This is a genomic window from Lentzea roselyniae (assembly GCF_039537795.1).
GTDB classification, from domain to species: Bacteria; Actinomycetota; Actinomycetes; order Mycobacteriales; family Pseudonocardiaceae; genus Lentzea; species Lentzea atacamensis.
On record NZ_BAABBE010000026.1, the window covers coordinates 62,406 to 86,040 of the forward strand.

A 23,635-nucleotide genomic window follows, 5' to 3' on the forward strand; every position below is an offset into this window, starting at 1 on the left:
CCGGTCAGTACAAATTCTCGCGCAGTCGAGGTCGCCTGGCAACTCGGACATTGGTCACCTAAGGGCTGTGGCGGGGCGTACTTCCCAGACGGTCCACAGCGGCCGGTAGCCCTGACGCGGCCAGAAGACGCTGCTCAGCGGGTTCGGCGGGTTGTAGTAGAGGTACGTGCCGACCGTGCCCATCCGGTGAAGTTCCTGGTGGGCGTAGGCGACGAGCTGCTGGCCGATGCCGGTGCCGCGGGCGCCGGGCAGCACGGAGACGCAGTTCACATAGCCCCAGCGCCCGCGCGGCAGCCTCGCCGCCGCGCTGGTGCCCGGCTCGGACGAGACGATCGCGCACTCGGCGAGCGCCACCGCGATGCCGTCCCGTTCCGCCAGCCAGATCGGGCTCGCGTTGGTCAGCCGTTCGGCCAAGGCGCGTCGTTTGAGGGCGGGTGCCTCCGGGCGCACGATCGTGGAGCCGACGAACGACGAGTACTCCAGCTCCGCGAGCGACAGCTCCAGCACCGTTTCCAGGTCGTGCGGGGTGGCTCGGCGGATCGTGAGCGTGCGCGGGACGCGGACCGGCGGAGTCCTCAGCCGCACGCCCAGCACGGACAGCGGCACCAGGCCGTGGTCGAGGAACGCGCGCGTTGCCGTCGTGTCGCGGCTCGGCCAGTGCACGACGCACGCGGTGTCCTCGCCGATCTCCTGCGTGTCGAGGTGCCGGCGCCACCGCGCGAGCAGTGCGTCCATGCCCTGGCTCGTGCCGACCAGCGGCAGCAGCTCCCACACCTCCGCTGCCGACCACAGCCGGGTGATGGAGTGCGGCTCGAACGACTGGTGGCTGATGACCCCGGCGACGCGCGTGCCGTCGGCGAGCGCCGCCGTGATGACGTGGCCGTCCATCGGCGGTTCGACGGCGGGCGGGAGCAACGGGTCCAGCGACGCGAAACGTGCTGACTGGGCCGCCACGAGTCCGCGTGCCGAGGTCATGAGCGTGAGATTACGACGTCAGGCGCGTCCGGAAGATCGCGGTGCCGGGGAAGAGCCTGCCCCGCAGCGGGCTCCACTGCCCCCAGACGCGCGTGTGCCCCTTCGGCCACTCCGGCTCGACGAGGTCCTCGACGACGAATCCGGTGGCTGTGAGCGCCCGGACGTAGTCGCCGAGCGTGCGGTGGTGCTCCACGTAGGTGGCGCGGCCCTCCTCGTCGACCTCTACATAGGGGGTGCGGTCGAAGTACGACTGCGTGACCGTGAGGCCGAGCGGGCCGGGGTCGTCCGGGAAGATCCACCGCATCGGGTGGTTGACCGAGAACACCCACGGCGAGCCCGGCTTGAGGACGCGGGCCACCTCGCTGAAGACCTCCTGAACGTCCGCCACGAAAGGCACCGCGCCGAACGCCGAGCAGGCGGCGTCGAAGGAGCCGCCGGCGAAGGGGAGCTGGTCGGCGCTGGCCTGGACGAGCGGCACGTCGATGCCGGTCTTGGCGTTGTTCTCTCGCGCGTGCCTGAGCATGCCCTCGGAGATGTCGAAGGCGGTGACTTCGGCCCCGTTCGCCTTGAGCCACCGGGCGCACGGGGCACTGCCGCAGCCCACCTCGAGGATGCGCTGACCAGCGATTTCACCGAGGAAACGGGTCTCCTCCTCGCGCAGTCCCTCAGGGCACCAGAGGAAGTCGGCCGCACCCAGGAAGTCGCCGTGCGTGTCGTGGTAGTCGTCGGCGTCCGCGTCCCACCAGATGCGGTTCGCCGCACGTGACTCGGCGGCGTCAGCTCCGCGCTTGACGATGCCGGCCGTGCCGAGCGCTTGTTCCGCGCTCGCGTGCTGGTTGGACACACTGCTCCTTCACATGGGGGCTGGTTTGCTCACACGTCTCGCGGCCGCGTACGATAACGCCCGCGTAGTGGGTTAGTGCTGCCCATGATCCAGAACGGTCGGGGATTCCAGGTCGCTGCGACGCTGCGCGCGCACCACTACCACTCATTAATGCCAATCCGTACCGGAGCCACCTACCTAATGTCCACCGACACCACCACCGCCCCCGTTGCCGCTGCGCCCAAGCAGGTCGCGATCAACGACATCGGGACGGAGGAGGACTTCCTCGCTGCTATCGACAAGACGATCAAGTACTTCAACGATGGCGACATCGTTGAAGGCACGATCGTCAAGGTCGACCGGGACGAGGTCCTGCTCGACATCGGCTACAAGACCGAGGGGGTCATCCCCTCGCGTGAACTGTCGATCAAGCACGACGTCGATCCCGCCGAGGTTGTCTCCGTCGGTGACGAGGTCGAGGCCCTTGTTCTCCAGAAGGAGGACAAGGAAGGCCGCCTGATCCTCTCCAAGAAGCGCGCTCAGTACGAGCGCGCGTGGGGCACCATCGAGGCCCTCAAGGAGAAGGACGAGCCGGTCCGCGGCACTGTCATCGAGGTCGTCAAGGGTGGTCTCATCCTCGACATCGGTCTCCGCGGCTTCCTCCCCGCCTCGCTCGTCGAGATGCGTCGCGTCCGCGACCTCCAGCCGTACGTCGGCCGTGAGCTCGAGGCGAAGATCATCGAGCTGGACAAGAACCGCAACAACGTGGTCCTGTCCCGCCGTGCGTGGCTGGAGCAGACCCAGTCCGAGGTCCGCAGCGAGTTCCTCAACCAGCTGCAGAAGGGCCAGGTCCGCAAGGGCGTCGTGTCCTCGATCGTCAACTTCGGTGCCTTCGTGGACCTGGGTGGCGTCGACGGTCTCGTCCACGTCTCGGAGCTGTCCTGGAAGCACATCGACCACCCGTCCGAGGTTGTCGAGGTCGGCCAGGAAGTCACCGTCGAGGTCCTCGACGTCGACATGGAGCGCGAGCGCGTCTCCCTGTCGCTGAAGGCGACCCAGGAAGACCCGTGGCGCCAGTTCGCCCGCACCCACGCGATCGGCCAGATCGTGCCGGGCAAGGTCACCAAGCTGGTTCCGTTCGGTGCGTTCGTCCGCGTGGACGAGGGCATCGAGGGCCTGGTCCACATCTCCGAGCTGGCCGAGCGCCACGTCGAGATCCCGGAGCAGGTCGTCCAGGTCGGCGACGACGTCATGGTCAAGGTCATCGACATCGACCTCGACCGTCGCCGCATCTCGCTGTCGCTCAAGCAGGCCAACGAGGGCTTCACGGTCGACACCGAGTTCGACCCGACCCAGTACGGCATGGCCGCCGAGTACGACGACCAGGGCAACTACATCTACCCCGAGGGCTTCGACCCGGAGACCCAGGAGTGGCAGGACGGCTTCGACAAGCAGCGTGAGGAGTGGGAGCGTCAGTACGCTGAGGCCCACACTCGTTACGAGGCCCACATGAAGCAGATCCGCAAGGCCGCTGAGGCTGAGGAAGAGGCTTCGGCCGAGGGTGCGGGCAACTACACCTCCGGTGGGGACACTTCCGGCACCACGTCCGTTGGTGCGCCGGCTCAGTCCGGTGGCACGCTCGCTTCGGACGAGCAGCTGGCCGCGCTTCGGGAGAAGCTGTCCGGCGGTATGTGATCCGCTCCAGCTCCTTGTAGCTGACTGACGGAGGCCCCTGCACCCTTTGGGTGTGGGGGCCTCCGTTTTCGTTGGGTCCGCAGGTGGGTGCGTTGGCATCGGACGTGCCGGTTGCGAGGGTTTTCCTGGGGCTCCGCGCCAGACCCGCCAATGCGAGATGTGCCGCGCGTGGCCACGACAGGGCCACCCGTTCACTCTGTGGTGGAGGCTCAACCTCGTTGTGTAGGTTGGCAAACCTATGCGTGGGAACAAGTTCTTCGTGGCACTGGGCGCGGTGGCGCTGGCGGTCTGCGCGGCCTGCTCCGGCTCTGCACCACAAACTCAGGCGCCGCCGCCGCAGATCCCGAAGATCACCCCGCCCACCACGGCGTCGCGGGTTCCGGCGATGGTGGATCGGGCGTTGCCGGACGACTGCGAGTTGGTGGTGCCGGTCGACATGATGAACGCGACGCTCGGGCAGGAGTTGCCTGGCGAGCCTCGGATCATCATCGGGATCAAGGAGCCCGGGATCGGGCGGACCGGGAAGATCGATTGTTACTACGGGATTCCCGAGAAGAAGAACCTGCCGGACGCGAAGATCGTCATCGGGCTGTCCACCTACACGGACGATTTGACGGCGCGTACTCGGGTCACGGAGAGCGTCGAGGCTGAGCGGCAGGAGGGGGCGAAGATCACCGAGGTTGACGTCGGGAAGCAGAAGGGGACGTTGATCGAGGGGAAAGAGGAGCAGTTGCTCGTCGGGTCGCTCGGCAAGTCGACGTTCGTGGTGCGCAACCGGCACAACTTCATCCCGAAGGAGAAGCTCATGGCGATCCTGCCGGTGCTGGCGCAGCAGTCGATGACGCCGCCGGTCTAGCGGTGATGATCGTGTCCAAAGCGGACTGAGCTTCCTGCAGGGCTTGGATCGACGCGGCGATCCGGGCTCGTTCCACCAGCAGTTCGTCCACCAGCTCTGGGCAGATGGACGCGATCAGCCGCTCGCCGTCCACGCCCATGCACGGCAGGACTTCGGCGATCGTGTCGGTGGAGAGGCCTGCGGCCAGGAGGCTGCGGATGTGTGCCACACGCAGCACGTCGGAGTCGGTGTAGACGCGGTAGCCGCTGGGCAGTCGTTGTGGCGTGAGCAGGCCTTGTTCCTCGTAGTAGCGCAACAGTCGTTGGCTCACGCCGGTGCGCCGTGCCAGTTCCCCGATTCGCACGCGATTTCTCCCTTGACTCTCACACCTGTGTGAGACTTTAGCGTCTGGGCATGACAAGTCGATCAAAGGAGAGCGTGCGGTCCTGGCTCGGACTCGCGGTGCTCACGCTGCCCACGGCGATGCTCGCCATGGATGTCACCATCCTCTACCTCGCCTCCCCGCATCTCGCGAAGAGCTTGCAGCCCACCGGTACTGAGCTGCTCTGGATTCTCGACAGCTACGGGTTCGTGATCGCCGCGCTGCTCATTCCGATGGGTGTGCTCGGTGACCGGATCGGGCGACGCAGGTTGTTGCTCATCGGGGCGGCGGCGTTCGCGGGTGGGTCGGTGGTGGCTGCTTACGCGCCCACGCCTGAGGCGTTGATCGCGGCTCGGGCGTTGCTCGGGGTTGCCGGGTCGACGTTGATGCCGTCGACGTTGGCGTTGATCAGCACGATGTTCCGGGACCGGCGCGGTACGGCGATCGGCATCTGGGCGGCGGCGATGTCCGGTGGTGTCGCGCTTGGCCCTGTGGTCGGTGGTGCGCTGCTGGAGACGTGGTGGTGGGGGTCGGCGTTCCTGGTGGCGGTGCCGGTCATGGTGTTGTTGCTGGTCGCGGGGCCGTTCGTGTTGCCGGAGCACCACGGGCCGGTGCACCGGGTTGATCTGCCGAGTGTGGCGCTCGTGCTCGTGGCGACGGTGCTGACGGTGTACGGCATCAAGCACTTCGACGTCGTTGCGGCGGTGGCGGGTCTTGCGGTCGGCGGCTGGTTCGTGCGGCGGCAGCGGAGGATCGCGCATCCGTTGATCGAGACGGCGTTGTTCCGGGGGCGGTTCGGGCGCGCGGTCGTGGTGCTGGTCGCGGACGCCGCGGTGACGGCTGGGGTCTATCTGCTGGTGACGCAGCAGTTGCAGCAGCACTTCTCGCCGTTGCGGGCAGGGCTTCTGCTGCTTCCGGCGTCTGTTGCCATGATCGTCACGTCGGTGCTCGCTCCGCGTCTCGCCGGCGCTTTCGGTGCCGGGCGGACTGTGTCGGTGGCCCTGATCGTGGCTGCCGCGGGGTTCGCGATCGTGCCGCACGCCGCGGTGCTCGGCATCGTCGTCATCTACCTGGGACAGGGGCCGGTGATGGCGTTGAGCACGGACCTGATCGTGGGTGCCGCGCCGGAGGAGAAGGCGGGCTCGGCGGCGGCGTTGTCGGAGACCGGGACGGAGTTCGGGCTGGCGCTGGGGGTCGCGGTGATCGGGACGGTCGGGGCGGCGAGCGGCTTCGGCACGGTGGCGGTCGTCGCCGTGGTGGTGTCGGTCCTGCTCGCCGGGCTTGCCCGGCTAACCTGACCGGCATGCTCAGGGTGGGGTTGACCGGCGGAATCGGGTCCGGGAAGTCGACGATCGCGAAGCTGCTCGCCGAGAACGGCGCTGTGGTCATCGATGCGGACAAGCTCGCGCGTGAGGTGCTTGAGCCCGGTACGGACGGGCTCAAGGAGGTCGTCAAGGCGTTCGGTGAGGACGTGCTCAACGGTGACGGCACGTTGAACCGGGCGGCGTTGGCGGCCAAGGCCTTCGCCAGTGAGGAGGCTCGGCAGACGCTCAACGGGATCACGCATCCGCGCATCGGGGCGTTGACCGGGCAGCGGATGGCCGAGGCTCCCGAGGACGCGATCGTCGTGCACGACATCCCCTTGCTGGTGGAGCGGGACCTGGCGGCGGCGTACCACCTCGTGATCGTGGTGCACGCGGATGCGGCCACCCGGCTGGAGCGCCTGGTCACGAGCAGGGGGATGGACCGGCGGGACGCGGAGAACCGGATCGCCGCGCAGGCCACGGACGAGCAGCGGCGGGCCGTGGCGGACGTGTGGCTGGACAACTCCGGGGAGGTTCCGGACATCACCGGGTTGTGGGACCGGCTGGTCGGGTTCGAGAAGAACGTGCGGACGCAGTCCTACGCGGCCGGGTCGCCGATCGTGGTGCCGTACGACGGGCGGTGGCCCGCGCAGGCCAAGCGGCTTGCCCGGCGGATCAGCGTGGCGGCCGGTGGGCGGCGGGTCGAGCACATCGGGTCGACGGCGGTGCCAGGGCTCGCGGCCAAGGACGTGCTGGACTTCCAGCTCGCTGTCGAGGACATGGCGACCGCCGACTCGTTGCGGGAGACGTTGGCGCAGGCCGGGTTTCCGTACGTGGGGCCGTACGAGGACACGCCGCGCGGCGAGGGTGACTGGAGCAAGCGACTGCACGCCGGGGCTGATCCGGGGCGGCGGGTGAATCTTCACCTGCGCGTCGAGGGTGCTGCCAACTGGCGGTGGGCGATCGACTTCCGCGACTGGCTGCGGCACGACACGCAGGCTCGTGAGGAGTACGCGGCGCTCAAACTCGAGCTGTCCCAGCGATTCGCGGCCGATTCCTCGGCGTTTGCCTACGGTGAGGCGAAGGAGCCGTGGATGGTGGCTGCCGTCGCGCGCGTGCAGGCCTACAGGGGCGGCCAGGTGTCGTAGATGCCGTGCCACGTCAGCCACGACGTCAGGTTGTGGTTGACGTTGCTGAGCTCTTCGAGGGTGCGGTGCACGGTGCGCAGGGCCTGGTCGGCGTCGCCGGGGCGCAGGACGCGGCCTGCCACGGCGGCGGCGAAGTCCTCGCTGCGCACGATGCGGGGCGTGGTACCGCCCGGAATCGCCAGGCCCAGCAACAGGTCCGTGGTCTGCCAGTGGCGGTGGTCGCGCTCGACGCGGACCGCGGACAGCACGCTCGGGCCGCTGCGGGAGTGCCGGGAGCGGGCGCGGTAGGTCGTGAGGCGCAGGCCCAGTTCCGGCATCAGCCAGGTGATTTCGGCGTCCGAGAACGGGTCTTCCGGGGTGGGGTGCTCGATCCGCAGGCCCCAGCGCTCCACCTCGCACGAACTGAGGGTCCGCGTGCCACCGGACGAATAAGCGCGCACGCCCGAAATGGTGTCGACAACGTCGACCAGCTGAGGTGTAGTGACCGCTCCCACGCCGCCGAGGGTAGTCAAATAAGTGCTCGCAGTTACACGCCGGGTCGATTCGTTACGTCACGGTCAGATGACGAACACACTCTGTGTATCAACGCCAGGAGGTGGGACAACCCGAAGAGGTGAGCCACCTGACCACATCGTGACCGTGCGCTGAAATGCCGGACACCGCTGAGTAGGTGGTTTCCAGCGCCCATTGGGCTCGTTCCGGGGTGATCAGGTTGTGCTGAACTGCGGTGATCAATTCGTCGGTGTCCAGAACGGTGACGCTGCGACCCGTTCGGACGATCAGGTCGAGGTAGAGGTCGATGGTCTTCCAGACGCTGCCCACCCCGGTGATCTCGACGACGTCGACGTAGAAGTCGTAGTCGCGCTCGTGGCCGGGGTGCCAGGACTGGCGGGTCACCCGGACGTTGAGCTTCGGCAGGAACCAGCTCTCGAAGTGGCTGATCTGCGGATGACCGCTGAGCGGCCGGAACATGTAGAGGCCCGTCGGGGTGAGCCGGTACTCGTCGACGCTGCGCAGCTGTCCCTTGGGATCGGTGTTGCTCTTGGCGTCCAGGTCGAAGTACTCGATCTTCGGCGGATGGATGTGTGCCACGGGGCCGATACTGCCATCCAAACCTGAGACGGCCACTTAGGATGCGCCGCATGTTCGGGATCATTCGCCCCTGCCGCAACAGGATGGGGGCTGAGCTGCGGTCCGCGTGGCTCGCGCACCTGTGCGGGATGTGCCTGTCGTTGCGCGACGAGCACGGTCATCTGTCGCGGCTCGTCACCAACTACGACGGGCTGATGATCTCGGCCGTGGTCGAGGCGCAGAGCGGCCTCTCGCGGCGGTCTGCCGGGCCGTGTGCGTTGCGCGGGCTGAAGTCCGCGGACGTGGCGATCGGATCCGGTGCGCGGCTGGCGGCGTCGGTGTCGCTGGTGCTGGCGTCGTTGAAGATCCACGACCACGTGGACGACGGTGACGGGCTGACCGGCCGGCTGGGGTGGGCGGGGCGCGCGGTGGCGCAGCGCTGGGCCGCCAAGGGGATCGGGACGGCGTCCGATCTCGGCTTCGACGCCTCGGTGATGGTCGACTCGGTGCGGCGGCAGCCCCTCGTGGAGGCAGCGGCGGGGCTGGGCAGCTCGGTGCTGGTGGTCACGGAGCCGACGGAGACGGCGACCGCGTTCGCCGTCGGGCAGACGGCCCTGATCGCGGGCAGGCCGCAGAACGCGGAGCCGTTGCGCGAGGTGGGACGGCTGTTCGGACGGGTGGCGCACCTGATCGACGCCGTCGAGGACCTGGAGGAGGACCGCGCGTCGGGTGCGTGGAACCCGTTGCTGGCCACCGGGGCTACGGTCGACGAGGCCCACCGGCTGTGCCTGGACGCCGTCACGGGCATCCGGCTGGCGCTGGACGAGGTCGAGTTCACCGACGCGCGGCTCGTGCACAAGCTGCTGGTGCACGAGCTGGAGGAGTCGATCATCCGGGTGTTCGGCCGCCGGCGTGCTCCGGAGAAGCCGAGCTGGTCGAATCCGGGCAGCGGGTTGTGGGCGTACCCGAGGCTGAACCCGCAGCCACGGCCGCGCGGGTGTTTCAGCGGCTGCGGGGCGTTCCTCTACATGTGCGGGACCTGCCAGTTCTGCTGCCGCGACCCGTTCCCCGGCCCGTGGAGCGACAAGCGGCGGGACAACCCGCTCGACTGCGACGGGTGCGACTGCTGCGACTGCAACTGCTGTCCGTGCGATTAGGGGCCCTGACCAGGCCCGATCTGAAATTGTCAGACCCCCGGCGTAACGTGCTTCCCGTGGCTTTCGCAACCGAGCTCCCGCCAGAGGAGAGCACCGTCAAGGCGCACTCCGAGCACCGTCCCGTCGGCGACATCGTCCGCACCGACGGGCAGTTCCGCGTGGTCAGCGACTACCAGCCGGCCGGTGACCAGCCGGCGGCCATCGACGAGCTGGAGCGCCGCGTGCGTGCGGGCGAGCGCGACGTGGTGCTGCTCGGCGCCACCGGTACCGGCAAGTCGGCGACCACGGCCTGGCTGGTCGAACGGCTGCAGCGCCCCACGCTGGTCATGGCGCCGAACAAGACGCTGGCCGCGCAGCTGGCGAACGAGCTGAAGGAGCTCTTCCCGCACAACGCGGTGGAGTACTTCGTCAGCTACTACGACTACTACCAGCCAGAGGCGTACATCCCGCAGACGGACACGTACATCGAGAAGGACTCCTCGATCAACGAGGACGTCGAGCGTCTCCGCCACTCGGCCACGATGTCGCTGCTCACCCGGCGCGACGTCATCGTGGTCGCCTCGGTGTCGTGCATCTACGGCCTCGGCACGCCCCAGTCGTACCTCGACCGCTCCATCCGGCTGGAGACGGGCGTGGAGGTCGACCGCGACGCGTTCCTGCGCCTGCTGGTCGACGTCCAGTACAACCGCAACGACATGTCGTTCACCCGTGGCTCGTTCCGGGTGCGCGGCGACACGGTCGAGATCATCCCGTCCTACGAGGAGCTCGCGGTCCGCGTCGAGTTCTTCGGCGACGAGATCGACAAGCTCTACTACCTCCACCCGCTGACCGGCGACATCATCCGCGAGGTCGACGAGCTGCGGATCTTCCCCGCCACCCACTACGTCGCGGGCCCGGAGCGCATGGAGCGCGCCATCCGCGACATCGAGGCGGAGCTGGAGTCGACGCTCGCCCAGATGGAGCGCCAGGGCAAGCTCCTGGAGGCGCAGCGCCTGCGCATGCGCACCCAGTACGACATCGAGATGATGCGTCAGGTCGGCTTCTGCAACGGCATCGAGAACTACTCGCGCCACATCGACGGCCGCGGTCCCGGCACGGCGCCGGCGACGCTGCTCGACTACTTCCCCGACGACTTCCTGATGGTCATCGACGAGTCGCACGTGACGGTGCCGCAGATCGGCGGCATGTACGAGGGTGACGCCTCGCGCAAGCGCAACCTCGTCGAGCACGGCTTCCGGCTGCCCTCTGCGCTGGACAACCGCCCGCTGACGTGGGAGGAGTTCGCCGACCGGATCGGCCAGGTCGTCTACCTGTCGGCGACGCCCGGCCCGTACGAGCTCGGGCAGTCCGGCGGCGAGTTCGTCGAGCAGGTCATCCGGCCCACCGGGCTCGTCGACCCCGAGGTGGTCGTGAAGCCGACCGAGGGGCAGATCGACGACCTGGTGCACTCGATCCGGGAACGGGCGGAGCGGGACGAGCGCGTGCTCGTCACGACGCTCACGAAGAAGATGGCAGAGGACCTGACGGACTACCTGCTGGAGCTGGGAATCCGGGTGCGGTACCTGCACTCCGAGGTCGACACCCTGCGCCGGGTGGAGCTGCTGCGCCAGCTGCGGCTCGGCGAGTTCGACGTGTTGATCGGCATCAACCTGCTGCGGGAAGGGCTCGACCTTCCCGAGGTGTCGCTGGTGGCGATTCTCGACGCGGACAAGGAAGGGTTCCTGCGGTCCGGCACCTCTCTCGTGCAGACGATCGGTCGCGCGGCTCGCAACGTGTCCGGTGAGGTCCACATGTACGCGGACCGGATCACGGACTCCATGCGGCACGCGATCGAGGAGACCAACCGGCGGCGGGCCAAGCAGATCGCTTACAACGAAGAACGCGGGCTTGATCCGCAGCCGTTGCGGAAGAAGATCACCGACATTCTGGAGGCGGTGTACTCCGAGGCCGAGGACGAGGTTCCGGTCGGCGGGTCTGGGCGGAACCAGTCCCGGGGCAAGCGGGCCACGGGGGAGGGCGGCCGGTCTTCCGGGGTTGTGCACTCGCACGAGCGGGCTGGGATGGCTCGGTCGGAGCTCGCGGATCTGGTGCAGTCGTTGACTGATCAGATGATGAATGCTGCTCGGGACCTGCAGTTCGAGCTGGCGGCTCGGTTGCGGGATGAGATTCAGGATTTGAAGAAGGAACTGCGGGGGATGGACGCGGCAGGGGTCAAGTGAGAGTGCGCCGTTCCGGCGGCGCGCTCTGTCCGTAGGCCGTCTCAACCCTTGTTCGGCGGTGGCGTCCCGGCGCGACTGTCCATTGTGGATTGTCGTGCTCCTTTCGCACGCCTTGGCCTCCGCCGCGACACGCTCCGACACGTGCCCCAGGTACGGCACCGGTGTCCGCAGGAACACCCCGGTGTTCGCCCGGTTCAGGTCGTCCATCTCCGGAAAGCCGCACAGCGGGCACCTGCGGATGCGCCGTCCCATCCGTTGTTCCCCGGGAGCGAGTCGTGTCGCTCAAAGTGAAGTCGGTGGGTGCGGCGGGTGATCGAGTGGCCGGACGATGGTCCGTGCCCGCGGCAGAAATCGCTCTCTGGGGTGAGATGTCGGCTGACAGCTTTCGTCACGGCACAGGAGGGCAATGATCACACGGTGGATGTGGACTCCCACCTCGCCGCGGTGGAGCAGGCTCTGATCGCGATGCGGCGCAGTCAGTCACGCCGAGCGCTCGCCGAGCTGGCCGTACCGGCTTTCGACGTGCTGGACGTTGTCGAGATGGCTGAGCGAACAGGCACGCAGGCAACGGTTTCCAGTGTGGCGTCGGCGTTGCACGTCGATCAGCCACGCGCCAGCAAGCTCGTCACGAGCGCGGTCGACGCCGGGCTGGTGTCGCGGGTCGCGGACAAGGCGGACGGGCGGCGCGTGCTGCTCGTGCGCACGCCGCGGGGACGCGCCACGTCGGCTGAGCTGCACCGGGCGCGCCAGACGGCGTGCGCGGCGGCCATGGCGGACTGGACTGACGAGGAGCGGGTGGTGTTCGCGGAGCTGCTCACACGTTTCGTCTCGGTGTTCGGCGCGCGATAATCCCGTTGTGACACTGGACGAACTGATCGCCTACTGCGCCGGCAAGCCGGGCGCGGAGGAGACGTATCCGTGGGGCGAGGCAGAGCTGGTGTGCAAGGTGGGAGGCAAAGCATTCGCGTTCATCGGCCTCGACGTGCACACCGTGGGGCTCAAGTGCGGGGCCGACGCCGAGGCCGCCGCGCCGTGGCGGGAGCGCTTTCCCGACGACATCACGGTCAGCGGGTACGTCGGGCGCTACGGCTGGAACACCATCGCGCTCAAGGGATCGGTGCCGGACGACAACCTGCTGGAGCTGGTCGACGGCTCCTACGAGGCTGTCGTCGCGCGGCTGCCGAAGCGGAAGCGGCCGGCCTAACGCTCTTCCGGCTGCAGGATGCCGAAGATGTTGCCCTCGGTGTCCTTGTAGTAGGCGAGCAGGCCGACACCGGGCACCTTGTCCTTGGGCAGCGCCACCGTGCCGTTGTTGAGGTCGATGGCGGCGATCGTGGCGTCGATGTCGGTGACGCTGATCGTCATGACGTAGCCGTGGACGGGCGCGTCGGGCGCCGGGTCGGGGCCCCTGCGCGGCAGCAGGCCGCCGTTGACGCCCGGCTGGTCGTCGTTGCCGGTCGTGATGACCCAGTAGGGGATGTCGCCCCACTTCTCGATCTTCCAGCCGAAGACGGCGGAGTAGAAGCGCCGCGCGCGATCGGGATCTGCGGCGTGGATCTCGAAGTGCACAGGACGTGACATGAGACGGGACGCTACTCCGGACAGTGGTTGTCCGCATTGGGTCCTACGGTTGCTTCATGGCAATCGGAATCCAGGTGACGATGGACGCGGCGGACCCCGGGAAGCTGGCTGAGTTCTGGGCGGAGGCACTCGGTTACGTGGTGCAGCCGCCACCGCCCGGCTTCGAGTCGTGGGAGGACTTCGCCGTCAAGAACAACATCCCCCACGAGTCGCTGAACGACTACTCGGCGATCATCGACCCGGAGGGCAAGGGGCCGCGGTTCTTCTTCCAGCGGGTGCCGGAGGACAAGACGGCCAAGAACCGCGTCCACCTCGATGTGAACGCGGGTCTCGACGCTGTTGATCGTCTCGTTGCCCTCGGCGCGACGAAGGTCCAGGAGTTCAAGGACGGCAAGGGCCACTGGGTGACCATGCTCGACCCCGAGGGCAACGAGTTCTGCGTGCAGTGAGCTAGCTCGTGATGTCCTTGGTCTTGAACCGGTGCGCCGCGAGCAGCGTGAAGATGCCGCCGTAGACGAGCGCCGAGAACGTCCCGCGCGTCATCTCCGACCAGTCCACATCGGTCGAGAGCAGGTCGGCCCACGACATCGCGTAGTGCGTCGGCAGGTAGTTGCGCAGGTCCCCGAGCGGTTCGATCTGGTCGAGGATCTGCGACAGGATCGAGACGAGCACCGTGCCGCCGACCGCACCGAGCGGCGCGTCGGTGGACACGGACAGGAACAGCGCCAGTCCGGCTACCCAGAACAGGTTGATCGCGATGTAGCAGACGGCGAGGGCGACACCGAGGACGCCGTCGGCGAACGGTGCCGCCTCGCCGGTCGGGCTCACAACCTCGCCCGCGCCGTACCAGACGACGCCCACGGCGAGGGCGACCGCCGGTAGGAGTGCCAGCGCGAAGAAGCTGAGGATGCCGCTGCTGATCGCCTTCTGCCGGAGCAGGCGGTGCCGGGGGATCGGCGCCGCCAGCAGGTACTTGAGGCTCGACCAGGACGCCTCGGACGCGATCGTGTCACCGAAGAACAGCGCCACGATCATCGGTAGCAGGAAGCTGCCGCTCACGAACAGCGTGAGCACCACGAAGTTGATGCCGCTGGCCGTCGCGAGGTCCACGAAGCCGCCGGAGCGGCGGTTCGGGTCGGACTGACCGATCTCGAAGCTCAGCGCGAGGATGAACGGCAGCAGCACCAGGAAGCCCAGCACGAGCTGGGTCCTGCGGCGGCGGATCTGCCGTTGCAGCTCCACACGGATGCGGAGCGTTCTGCGCGCCCTGTAGCCCTTCGAGGAACCGTCCGGTGCCACCTCGGTGTGCTGGTTGGCGGCCGCGTCGGTCAGCTCGGTGATCGCGCCGGGGTCGGTGTGGACGTCGTGTTCGTTCACCGGTCCAACTCCTGCCGGGCTGGCGCCTTCGTGCGGTTCGGGTTCGCGGTGAGGATGGATTTGGCCGTGCGCGAACCGCTGTTGTGAACGGTCCGTTCGCGACGCGCCCGGCCCGGAACTGTCGGTGCCGGCTGGGAGAATGGAATCAGGGGTCCCCCTTGCCCGGTGGGCGGCGTGTGCGCGCTCGGGGAGGGGACGCCTGCGGGAGCTTGCGCGGCGTTCATTCGGTGCCCTCCTCGTCGTGCGTTTCCGCGACCTCGCCGGCCACGTCGAGGCCGGCCTCCGCCAGCACCTCGAGCGCGCCGGGGTTCGGGGCGCCCGCCGTGGCGGACGCCGCTGCCATCAGGAAGTCATTCACCGACCAGCTCCAAGAACGCGTCTTCCAGCCTTCGCCGCGGACCCGCCTGGTCCACGGCCACACCGGCTGCCACGAGAGCAGACAGTGCCGCGGCGCGCGGGACGCCGTTCATCGACGCGTGCACGGCACCCTCGTCCTCGTGCACGTCGTGCACGCCTTCGAGGCCCCGCAGGACATCGGCCGCCTTCGAGGGGGAGTCGACGCGGAAGGTCGCCTCGCCGCCTCCCGCCGCGATGTCGGCCACCTCGCCCGCGGCGACGAGCTGGCCCTTGTGCATCACGACCACGTGCGAACAGGTCTGCTCCACCTCGGCCAGCAGGTGCGACGACACCAGCACCGTGCGGCCCGCCGCGGCGTAGCGGCGCAGGACCTCGCGCATCTGGTGGATCTGGGGCGGGTCGAGTCCGTTGGTCGGTTCGTCCAGGATCAGCAGGTCCGGGAGACCGAGCATCGCCTGGGCGATCGCGAGCCGCTGGCGCATGCCCTGGCTGTACGTGCGCACGCGGCGGTGCACGGCGTCGCCGAGGCCGGCGATCTCCAGCGCCTCCTCGATGTGCGCCTCTTCCAACGGCCTGCCCGTCGCCGCCCAGTACAGGCGCAGGTTCGCCGCGCCGGACAGGTGCGGCAGGAAGCCGGAACCCTCGACGAAGGAACCGATGCGCGACAGCACGGGCGCGCCCGGCGTCACCTTGTGGCCGAAGACCCGGATGTTGCCCTCGGACGGGTGGATCAGGCCCATCACCATCCGCAGGGTCGTGGTCTTGCCGGCGCCGTTGGGACCCAGCAGACCCAGCACCTGGCCGTGCTCCACGCGGAACGACAGATCCTTCACCGCGGTCAGGCCGCCGGGGTAGGACTTCGTCAGGTTCGAGATCACCAGCGGCACGTCGGACAGCGAAGGATCGGAGTCGTGGGCCAGGCGGCGACGGAACATCGCGATGACACCGGCGCCGATGAGCACCAGCAGCGTGATCAAGATGCCCCACAGGGCACTCGTCGGGAAGCCCGTCGTCACGTTGCGGCCGGGCACGACCGGCACCGAGAGCTCGTCGGACGCCAGCGAGATCCGGTACGCGGCCGGCTGCTCGGCGTTCGCGAACGCCTGGTCCGTCGTCGAGACGACCAGCGCGAGCTTGTGCTCACTCTCGACGGGACGCACGGCCGGCGGGAGCGTCACGGTCACCTCGGCGGCGGAACCGTCCGGAGGCAGCGCCACGCGGAACGGCGCGACAGCGGAGCCGGGCAGGACCCGAGTTCCGTCGCCCGACACGTCGTAGAGCTTCGCGAACAGGATCGCTTCGCCGGACGACTGGTCGCCGCGCGCGACGCGCAGACGGACCGTCGACGAACCGGTCAGCAGCAGCTGCGAGTCCAGCGCGTCCGACGTGAACACCGCGGCCTGGCCGGGCAGGTCGATCGACAACCGCGAGGAGATCGACGACGAGCGCGCCAGAGCGGAACCGAGGCCGGGCAGGTTGCTGATCGCCGCCGGGTTGCCGCCCGCCGGGTTCACCGCGACCTGCTCCCGCCCGCTCAGCTTCACCGTGCGGCGCTCGGTGGCGGCGCCGGAGAGACCGGGGTAGGAGGGTGCGACGACGGTGCGCAGCGACGGCGTGCCCGACGAGCGGAACGCGCCCTGCACCGTGTACTCGAAGCCCGTGCCGGGATCGGTTCCCTTGCCCTGCAGGTGGAACGCCATCCAGTCGGCGATCTCGCCGCGCAGTGCGGTGCCGGGGTTGCCGCCGTCGTGGCCGCCCGCGTACCAGACCATCTTCACCTTGCCGCCAGCCGCGGTGATCTGACGCGCGGTCGCGTCGGACTGGTCGAGGCCGAACAGGGTGTCCTGCTCGCCCTGCACCAGCATCGCCGGCTGCTTGATCTGGTCGGTCACGGCGACCGGGGACGACCTGCGCAGCAGCTCCAGGGTCTGCTGCGAGGCGCGGCCCGTCGTTGCGACCTCCGTGTACGCGGCGCACACCTCGGGGGTGAAGCGCCCGCACGCGCCCAGTGAAGGCGTCGGCGGCTGACCGGCGGCACCCGAGTTCCCGCCCGGCTGTTGCTGCGTGGCGGGCTGGTTCGACTCCGTCTGGCCCATCTCGGGCGCCTCGCCGGTGGGCGACGAGAGGTCGATCGACGTCATGCCCGCCGAGAAGAAGATGCCCGCCCACGAGCGCTTGAAGACGCCGTCCTCGCCGAACGCGGTGGCGGCAGGGGTGACGTCCGGACGTTGCGTCGCTGAAGAGGAGTTCGGCAGCAGCGCCTGGGCGAGGTCGTTGTAGGTGATGACGGGGACGAGCGTGTCGACGCGCTTGTCGACACCGGCGAGCAGCAACGAGAGAGCGCCGCCGTACGACGCGCCCGTCACGCCGACGCGCGGGTCGCCGCCGGTGTCCTTCTGCACCTCGTCACGGGTGCCGAGGAAGTCGAGGAGCTTCTGGGCGTCGCGGACCTCGCGGTCGAGCGAGTTGAGCGCGATCTGGCCGGTGCTGCGGCCGAAACCGCGAGCGGACCACGTCAGGACCACGAAGCCGCGGCGAGCGAACTCCTCGGCCTGGGTGTGCACGCTGCGGAGGCTGCCGCCGAAACCGTGCGCGAGCATGATCGCGGGCGCGGGTGTCTGCTGGGGGAGGTAAAGACGCGTCTCGATCGTCACCGTCTGAGTGCTGTCAGGGCTCTCAGGTGCGTCGATGTTCGCTTCTTTGTAGGGAACGGCCACGGGGTCGTCCCCGGATCGAGTGAAGTACACGCCGCCTGCGACGAGGGCGAGGACCACGATCAATGCGGGGATCGTCCACCTGCCGCGAAGGCGGGAGAGGCGGGACACGTTGATGACGATATGCGAGTTTTGCTGAGAACGGCCTGTCGGGATCCGCCCCCGGTCTCAGCAAGAGTCGATCTTCAGCAGGGCTTCAGGTAACGACAGGTTCCGGCCCGAACGACACGCTCCGTATTCCCATTGCTCCAGGTTGCGTGGGCATGCTCACCCTGTGTGGCGCTAACCGGACCTTGTAGAGCACAATATTCACGCAGGATGGAGGGGAGTACTCCCTAAGCGGCGGTGTCGTCAGTACGAAGCTCAGCGTGGAGCTTCCGGTGCCGTCGGTCGCGTTCGAGAGATCGTCTCAGCGGCGGAGGAGACCTCCGGGTCATTTGGCGTGCGCTGATTATCCCGGAGGTTGGGTTGTGAACGTCCCCGCATGGATGTGGATCGCGACGATCGTAGGTCTGCTCGTTCTGCTCGCCGTCGACCTCGTCATCGTCGATCGAAAACCCCATGAGGTGACGATCGGGGAAGCCGCCCGCTGGGTCATCTTCTACATCGCGATGGCCGTGCTGTTCGGCCTCGGGATCTGGTACTTCTCCGGTGGCGTCTACGCGGGCGAGTTCTTCGCCGGGTACATCACCGAGTACTCGTTGAGCGTCGACAACCTGTTCATCTTCTTGATCATCATGACGACGTTCAAGGTGCCCGCGATCCACCAGCACAAGGTGCTGCTGATCGGCATCCTGCTCGCCCTCATCATGCGCGGCATCTTCATCGCGGCCGGCGCGGCGCTGATCAGCCAGTTCAGCTGGGTCTTCTACATCTTCGGCGCGTTCCTCATCTACACCGGCTGGAAGCTGGCGCGGGAGAACCACGAGGAAGAGGAAGAGGAGTTCAAGGAGAACCTGATGCTGCGCATGGTGCGCAAGGTTTTCCCGGTGACGCCCGACTACCACGGCTCCAAGTCGTTCATCAAGATCGACGGCAAGCGCTTCGTGACCCCGATGTTCATCGTGATGGTCGCGATCGGCTCCACCGACCTGCTCTTCGCGCTCGACTCGATCCCCGCGATCTTCGGCCTCACCAAGGAGCCGTTCCTGGTGTTCACGGCCAACGCGTTCGCGCTGATGGGCCTGCGCCAGCTGTACTTCCTGCTCGGTGGCCTGCTGTCGAAGCTCGTCTACCTCTCGATCGGCCTCTCGGTGATCCTCGGCTTCATCGGCGTGAAGCTGATCCTCGAGGCGCTGCACACCAACAGCCTGTCGTTCCTCAACGGCGGCGAGCCGTTCCACGTGCCGACGATCGGCATCGAGGTCTCGCTGTCGGTGATCATCGGCGTGCTGGCGATCACGACGATCGCCAGCCTGCTCAAGGTGAGGCGCGACCCGGAAGCCCAGAAGCACGTGGGCGCCAACCACTAGATCACGGGGACGCCGTTCTGGTAGACGGCGCGGATGGCCTGCTTCAGCGTTCCGGCCTTCACGTGCTGCTCGGCGTCACCCTCCACGAGTACGAGATCGGCGAGCTTGCCAGGGGCGAGCTCGCCGAGTTCGTTTCCGAGGCGCATCAGCTCGGCGGCGGACGTGGTGGTCGCCTGGATCGCCTCGGCGGGTGACATGCCGTACTCGACCATCAGCGTGAGCTCGTTGAGGTTGTCGCCGTGCGGCCCGACGCCGGAGTCGGTGCCCATCGCGATCTTCACTCCGGCCTGGTGCGCCTTCTGGAACGCCTGGAAGTGTTGCGCGACAACGGACTTCGCCTTGTCCAGGATGACGTCCGAGATCGCCACGCCGGCCGCGGCCTGGTCCAGCACCATGCGCGGCGCCATCAGCGTCGGCACCAGCCACGTCCCGTGCTTGATCATCTCCTCGACGCCCTCGTCGGTGAGGAACACGCCGTGCTCGATGGACCTGACACCGTTGCGCACGGCCGTGAGGATGCCGTCGCCGCTCATGGCGTGCGACATGACCGCGATGCCCGCGGCGTTCGCCTCCTGCACGATCATCGCGATCTCCTCGTCGCGGAAGTGCGCGTGACGAGGGTTGCTGCGCGGCGACATCACGCCACCGCTGGAAGCGATCTTGATGATGTCCGCGCCGTGGCGCACCAGCGTGCGGACGACCTTGCGCAGCTCCTCGGGACCGTCGGCGACGGTGTTCGGCAGGCCGGGGTGCAGCGGTGGCGAGATGTGCGCGCCGCACTGCATCCAATCGTCGTTGTGGCCGCCGGTCTGCGACACCATGTTGACCGCGATCTGCATGCGCGGCCCCTGGATCAGGCCGCGCCGGACCGCCTCCGCTACACCGAGGTCCGCGCCGAGCGCGTCACGGACCGTGGTGATGCCGCACTGCAGCGTTGCTTTCATGTTCCCGATCGCCTCGTAGAACGGCAGCGAGAACGGCGTGTTCAGCGACCGCACCAGGTCGGCGCCGCTGAACATGAAGTGCACGTGGCAGTCGAACAGCCCCGGCAGGACCGTGTGGCCGGTCGCGTCGACCACGGTGTCGCCGTCGAGTCCGATGCCCACGTCGACGATGCGGCCGTCCTCGACCACCACGTCGCCGGGCTCGGCCGTCGAGCCGGTGAAGACCCTGCCCCCAGAGAACACGATGCGCGTCATACGCGGAAATCTATGCGGCGAGTCAATTTTTGTGATCGGTCAACAAACGGTTATGAGCTTTGCTAACAAGCTCTGTTAACGTCCTGGCCGTGCGCCCCGAAGACCTGTCGCTGCTCACCACACCCGGCACCGTCGCCGTGTCGGGAGACCTGGTGCTGGTCAGCATCGCCACGCCCGATCTCGACTCGAACACCTACCGGGGCGGTCTGCACCGGGTGTTCCCCGACGGCACGACAATGCCGTGGACACACGGTGATCGCGACAATGCGCAGCGCATTTCCCCGGACGGTCGTTCGGTCGCGTTCCTGCGTGTCGCCGGAAAGTCCAAGCCGCAGCTGTACGTCATGCCGGTGGACGGCGGTGAGCCCCGCCGGCTGACCGATCTGCCGCTGGGCGCCGGTGCCCCGGTGTGGTCGCCGGACTCCACGCGGATCGCCTTCGTGGCGCGCGTGCCTGAGGCCGGCCGCTACGGCACGACCGACGACGGCCCCGAGGCCGAGGCGCCGCGCCGCATCACGCGCCTCGACTACCGCGTCGACGACGTCGGCTTCCTCGCCGACCGCCGCTCGCGCCTGCACGTGGTGGACCTGGACGGCACGGTTTCCGAGCTGACCGACGGCTCGCACGACGTGTCCGACCCGGCGTGGCTGGACGACTCGACCCTGGTGTTCGTGGCGCCGCGCGATCTCGGCGCGGTCGAGACGCTGCACTCCGACCTGTACACGGTTCCCGCTGCCGGTGGCGAGGTGTCCTTGCTGGTGCGCGGTGCCGGCGAGACCTCGATGCCGTTCGTGGCGGGGACTTCGCTGTACTGGCTGGGCACCGACTTCACCGGGATCGACGCGGTGGCGCGCAACCACGGTCTGTGGAAGGCGCCGCTGGACGGCTCCGCTTCGCCGGTCCGGCTGACCGACGTCGAAACCGTTGACGTGGAACGGCTTTCCGGCCAGCCCGTGGCGGACGCCGAGGGTGTGCTGCTCGTCGTGCGCAACCGCGGCGCGCTGGAGCTGCGGCGGATCCCGTTCGACGGCGGCCCCGGCGAGGTGCTCACGGGCTCCGAGGCCGCGGTTCGCTCGTTCGCCACGGACGGGTCCACTGTGGTCGCCGTGGTGTCCACTCCGGACAGCCCCGGTCAGGTGGAGTTCGTCGGAACCGGTGTGCGCACGGCGTTCTCGTCGGTGCCGGCCCGCCGCGTCGTCGAACTCTCCGGTTCGGCCTCCGACGGCTACCCGGTGCACGGCTGGCTCGTGCTGCCGGACGGCGAGGGCCCGCACCCGGTCGTCCTGGCGGTGCACGGCGGCCCGTTCATGTACCACAGCTGGGGCTTCTTCGACGAGGCCCAGGTCTACGCCACCGCGGGCTACGCCGTCGTGCTGCCGAACCCGCGCGGCTCGGCGGGCTACGGCCAGTCCCACGGCCAGGCGGTCATCGGCAGGTTCGGCACCGTCGACGTCGACGACGTCCTGTCCGTTCTGGACGTTGCGCTCGCCCGCCCCGACTGCGATGCCGAACGCGTCGGCGTGATGGGTGGCTCCTACGGCGGCTTCATGACGTCGTGGCTCTCCGCCCACCACGGCGAGCGCTTCAAGGCGGCGTGGAGCGAACGCGCCGTCAACGCCTGGGACTCGTTCTCGGGCTCGTCGGACATCGGCTACTTCTTCACCGACGCCTACTGCGGCACCGACCCCGAGGCCCACCGCGTGATGTCGCCGCTGACCTACGTCGAGAAGATCAACCTCCCGTTCGCCGTCGTCCACTCCGAGCAGGACTGGCGCTGCCCGCTCGAACAGGCCCAACGCATGTTCGTGGCACTGAAGCGGCGTGGCGTCGAGGCCGAGATGCTGATCTTCCCGGGCGAGGGGCACGAGCTGACGCGCTCCGGGCAGCCGCGGCACCGCAAGCAGCGCTTCGACGCGGTGCTGGAGTGGTGGGGCCGCTACCTCAAGAGCTGACCCGTTCGGCCGTGACCGCCCGGAGCAGCTCCTCCCGAGGCGGTCCCGGTCGCGTGCGGGGCAGGCCCGCCCAGATCCGTTCGATGCGGTCGTGCAGGTCGCTGTCGGTGTCGAAGACGGAAACCCGGTCGAGCAGCCCTATGCGGCCGATGATCCGGCGCAGCACGTGGTCGTCGTGTGGTGCCGCGGCCAGCGCCGCACCGAAGGCGAACAACGGATAGCAGCCGTCGCGCCGGCTGATGTCGACCGATGTGCCGCTCCACGCGAGGGTGCGCGCCGCGTCGGTCTCCAGCGCGAAGGTGTGGCGTTCGCGGGCTTCCGGGCCGACGTCGGCGAGGTAGGCCTCCGTGAGGTCGGCCGGGGTGGTGTGCGTGGTGCTGGCGCGGCCCAGCGCCTGGGCGTGCACCAGGGCGAACGACAGTCCGTAGGCGAACGCGGGATCGGTGTGGCACAAGGCGTCGCCTACGGGGATGAGCCCCGGCACGCCAGGGCCCGCCGTGCGGTCGATGTTGGCCAGGCCGCCCATCGGCATCACGCCGGTGATGGGGCGGGCGTGGTCGGATGAGGTCATCACGTCCAGCGGGGTGATGGCTCTGGCCGCGGCCATCCACGCGTGGTCGTCGCGCAGCACTCGGAGGTCGTGGTCCGCGCTGGGCACCAGGAAGATCACCGCGAAGGTGTCGTTGTCGCCGCGGAAGGTGTTGAAGCCCATGTAGCCGAGGTCGCCGCGCGGGTTCAGCAGCCAGGGGCCGTCGAGGTGCTCGGCGCCGGGAGCGAGTTCGAAGTAGCGGCAGTAGTAGATCGCGCCGCACTCGCTCGGCTGGGCGGAGGCGCGTGGCCAGCCGGGAGGGCAGCGGTACCGGCCCAGCGCGTCGACCACGACGTCGGCGCGGATCTCCTGCCCGTCGTCGAGGTGCAGACCGCTCGCACCGGGCATCAGGCCGGCGATCTGCCTGCCCGCCACCAGGCGCACCGCGGGTTCGGCCGCGGCGGCGCGGCGCAGGGCCCATTCGATCATCGGGCGGCGCACCCAGAGGTAGACCAGGTCCTCGTCGCCCGGCTGCCGCGGGCCTGACAGCTTGGCGGCCACGTCCTGTTCTTCGGCGCCGGCGTCGAGCAGGGTGGCGATGACGTCGGGGGCGAGGTCGCGCAGGACCCGGCGGCCGCGCGGCAGGAAGGTGTGCGGCTGCTGGAAGTGCGGGATGCCCTTGCGCACGACGTCGAACGCGCCCTCCGGGTCGTCCTGGGCCGTCACGTGGTCGCGCTCGACCACGACGGCCGAGTGCCCGGCACGCGCCACCGCCAGGCCGGCGGCCAGCCCGGCGACACCACCCCCGGCGATCGCGAAGCGCATCCGTTCAGGCTAGGTACGCG

Annotated in this window: 22 protein-coding genes; 11 read left to right on the forward strand and 11 right to left on the reverse strand. The window is 68.5% G+C overall.

The features are described 5' to 3' along the window. Positions 1-54 precede the first annotated feature (54 nt). Positions 55-975, reverse strand: coding sequence for a GNAT family N-acetyltransferase (locus ABFX45_RS34685; RefSeq protein ID WP_346134656.1), 921 nt, complete (start codon positions 973-975; stop codon positions 55-57). 10 nt (positions 976-985) lie between these two features. Then, entirely contained in the window at positions 986-1,819 is an 834-nt protein-coding gene (locus ABFX45_RS34690) for a class I SAM-dependent methyltransferase (protein WP_346134658.1), read from the reverse strand. 180 nt (positions 1,820-1,999) lie between these two features. Between ABFX45_RS34690 and rpsA the strand changes: the two genes are divergently transcribed. Together rpsA and ABFX45_RS34700 are read left to right on the forward strand one after the other, a co-directional pair. Next, entirely contained in the window at positions 2,000-3,493 is a 1,494-nt protein-coding gene (gene rpsA, locus ABFX45_RS34695; protein WP_109641007.1) for a 30S ribosomal protein S1, read from the forward strand. 238 nt (positions 3,494-3,731) lie between these two features. Beyond that, complete coding sequence (locus tag ABFX45_RS34700) at positions 3,732-4,349, forward strand: hypothetical protein (RefSeq protein ID WP_346134660.1); 618 nt, start codon at positions 3,732-3,734, stop codon at positions 4,347-4,349. On the opposite strand, the gene ABFX45_RS34705 is transcribed toward ABFX45_RS34700, so the two are convergent. Beyond that, the gene (locus tag ABFX45_RS34705) at positions 4,297-4,692 is read right to left on the reverse strand and encodes a MerR family transcriptional regulator (RefSeq protein ID WP_346134662.1); all 396 of its coding nucleotides are present in this window, start codon (positions 4,690-4,692) and stop codon (positions 4,297-4,299) included. The genes ABFX45_RS34700 and ABFX45_RS34705 overlap by 53 nt on opposite strands. A 50-nt stretch (positions 4,693-4,742) precedes the next feature. Between ABFX45_RS34705 and ABFX45_RS34710 the strand changes: the two genes are divergently transcribed. Together ABFX45_RS34710 and coaE are read left to right on the forward strand one after the other, a co-directional pair. Then, positions 4,743-6,008, forward strand: a complete 1,266-nt coding sequence (locus ABFX45_RS34710) for an MFS transporter (protein ID WP_346134664.1) — start codon at positions 4,743-4,745, stop codon at positions 6,006-6,008. A 5-nt stretch (positions 6,009-6,013) separates the two neighbouring features. Further along, entirely contained in the window at positions 6,014-7,162 is a 1,149-nt protein-coding gene (gene coaE, locus ABFX45_RS34715; RefSeq protein ID WP_346134666.1) for a dephospho-CoA kinase, read from the forward strand. On the opposite strand, the gene ABFX45_RS34720 is transcribed toward coaE, so the two are convergent. Together ABFX45_RS34720 and ABFX45_RS34725 are read right to left on the reverse strand one after the other, a co-directional pair. Beyond that, positions 7,138-7,656: a ribonuclease FAU-1 family protein gene (locus tag ABFX45_RS34720; RefSeq protein ID WP_346134668.1), complete on the reverse strand. Its 519-nt coding sequence runs from the start codon at positions 7,654-7,656 to the stop codon at positions 7,138-7,140. The genes coaE and ABFX45_RS34720 overlap by 25 nt on opposite strands. 88 nt (positions 7,657-7,744) lie before the next feature. Further along, complete coding sequence (locus ABFX45_RS34725; protein ID WP_109641002.1) at positions 7,745-8,254, reverse strand: ribonuclease FAU-1 family protein; 510 nt, start codon at positions 8,252-8,254, stop codon at positions 7,745-7,747. A 50-nt stretch (positions 8,255-8,304) separates the two neighbouring features. On the opposite strand from ABFX45_RS34725, the gene ABFX45_RS34730 reads away from it, so the two are divergent. From ABFX45_RS34730 to ABFX45_RS34745, 4 genes are all read left to right on the forward strand, one after another. Then, positions 8,305-9,390 (forward strand): DUF5685 family protein, encoded by a 1,086-nt coding sequence (locus tag ABFX45_RS34730; protein WP_346134672.1) that lies wholly within the window; start codon positions 8,305-8,307, stop codon positions 9,388-9,390. Between the two features lie 56 nt (positions 9,391-9,446). Then, positions 9,447-11,609 carry an excinuclease ABC subunit UvrB gene (uvrB, locus tag ABFX45_RS34735; protein WP_109641000.1) on the forward strand — a complete coding sequence of 721 codons (2,163 nt, stop codon included), beginning with the start codon at positions 9,447-9,449 and terminating at the stop codon, positions 11,607-11,609. A gap of 417 nt (positions 11,610-12,026) precedes the next feature. Beyond that, positions 12,027-12,458: a MarR family winged helix-turn-helix transcriptional regulator gene (locus tag ABFX45_RS34740; protein ID WP_346134674.1), complete on the forward strand. Its 432-nt coding sequence runs from the start codon at positions 12,027-12,029 to the stop codon at positions 12,456-12,458. A 7-nt stretch (positions 12,459-12,465) separates the two neighbouring features. Continuing rightward, on the forward strand, positions 12,466-12,813 hold the full coding sequence (locus tag ABFX45_RS34745; protein WP_346134676.1) for an MmcQ/YjbR family DNA-binding protein: 348 nt from the start codon (positions 12,466-12,468) through the stop codon (positions 12,811-12,813). On the opposite strand, the gene ABFX45_RS34750 is transcribed toward ABFX45_RS34745, so the two are convergent. After that, on the reverse strand, positions 12,810-13,190 hold the full coding sequence (locus tag ABFX45_RS34750; protein ID WP_109640997.1) for a VOC family protein: 381 nt from the start codon (positions 13,188-13,190) through the stop codon (positions 12,810-12,812). The two genes, ABFX45_RS34745 and ABFX45_RS34750, sit on opposite strands and share 4 nt — an antisense overlap. 56 nt (positions 13,191-13,246) lie before the next feature. Here ABFX45_RS34750 and ABFX45_RS34755 point away from each other — a divergent pair, with 56 nt between their 5' ends. Further along, entirely contained in the window at positions 13,247-13,639 is a 393-nt protein-coding gene (locus ABFX45_RS34755; protein WP_346134678.1) for a VOC family protein, read from the forward strand. Position 13,640: 1 nt separating this feature from the next. Here ABFX45_RS34755 and ABFX45_RS34760 read toward each other — a convergent pair whose 3' ends face one another. The 3 genes from ABFX45_RS34760 to ABFX45_RS34770 all read right to left on the reverse strand — a co-directional run bounded on the left by ABFX45_RS34760 (position 13,641) and on the right by ABFX45_RS34770 (position 17,749). Next, entirely contained in the window at positions 13,641-14,567 is a 927-nt protein-coding gene (locus ABFX45_RS34760) for an ABC transporter permease (protein WP_346134680.1), read from the reverse strand. Between the two features lie 220 nt (positions 14,568-14,787). After that, complete coding sequence (locus ABFX45_RS34765; protein WP_170155271.1) at positions 14,788-14,925, reverse strand: hypothetical protein; 138 nt, start codon at positions 14,923-14,925, stop codon at positions 14,788-14,790. Then, the gene (locus ABFX45_RS34770) at positions 14,918-17,749 is read right to left on the reverse strand and encodes an alpha/beta fold hydrolase (RefSeq protein ID WP_109640994.1); all 2,832 of its coding nucleotides are present in this window, start codon (positions 17,747-17,749) and stop codon (positions 14,918-14,920) included. The genes ABFX45_RS34765 and ABFX45_RS34770 overlap by 8 nt, the downstream gene beginning before the upstream one ends. A gap of 359 nt (positions 17,750-18,108) precedes the next feature. Here ABFX45_RS34770 and ABFX45_RS34775 point away from each other — a divergent pair, with 359 nt between their 5' ends. Further along, a complete protein-coding gene (locus ABFX45_RS34775) occupies positions 18,109-19,110 on the forward strand; it encodes a TerC family protein (RefSeq protein ID WP_109640993.1) in 1,002 nt (333 codons plus the stop codon). Here ABFX45_RS34775 and ABFX45_RS34780 read toward each other — a convergent pair. Beyond that, positions 19,107-20,309 (reverse strand): metal-dependent hydrolase family protein, encoded by a 1,203-nt coding sequence (locus tag ABFX45_RS34780; RefSeq protein ID WP_346134683.1) that lies wholly within the window; start codon positions 20,307-20,309, stop codon positions 19,107-19,109. The two genes, ABFX45_RS34775 and ABFX45_RS34780, sit on opposite strands and share 4 nt — an antisense overlap. Before the next feature lie 89 nt (positions 20,310-20,398). Between ABFX45_RS34780 and ABFX45_RS34785 the strand changes: the two genes are divergently transcribed. Beyond that, positions 20,399-22,261: a S9 family peptidase gene (locus tag ABFX45_RS34785; protein WP_346134685.1), complete on the forward strand. Its 1,863-nt coding sequence runs from the start codon at positions 20,399-20,401 to the stop codon at positions 22,259-22,261. Here ABFX45_RS34785 and ABFX45_RS34790 read toward each other — a convergent pair. After that, positions 22,251-23,615, reverse strand: a complete 1,365-nt coding sequence (locus ABFX45_RS34790) for an NAD(P)/FAD-dependent oxidoreductase (RefSeq protein ID WP_346134687.1) — start codon at positions 23,613-23,615, stop codon at positions 22,251-22,253. The two genes, ABFX45_RS34785 and ABFX45_RS34790, sit on opposite strands and share 11 nt — an antisense overlap. Positions 23,616-23,635: the final 20 nt, after the last annotated feature.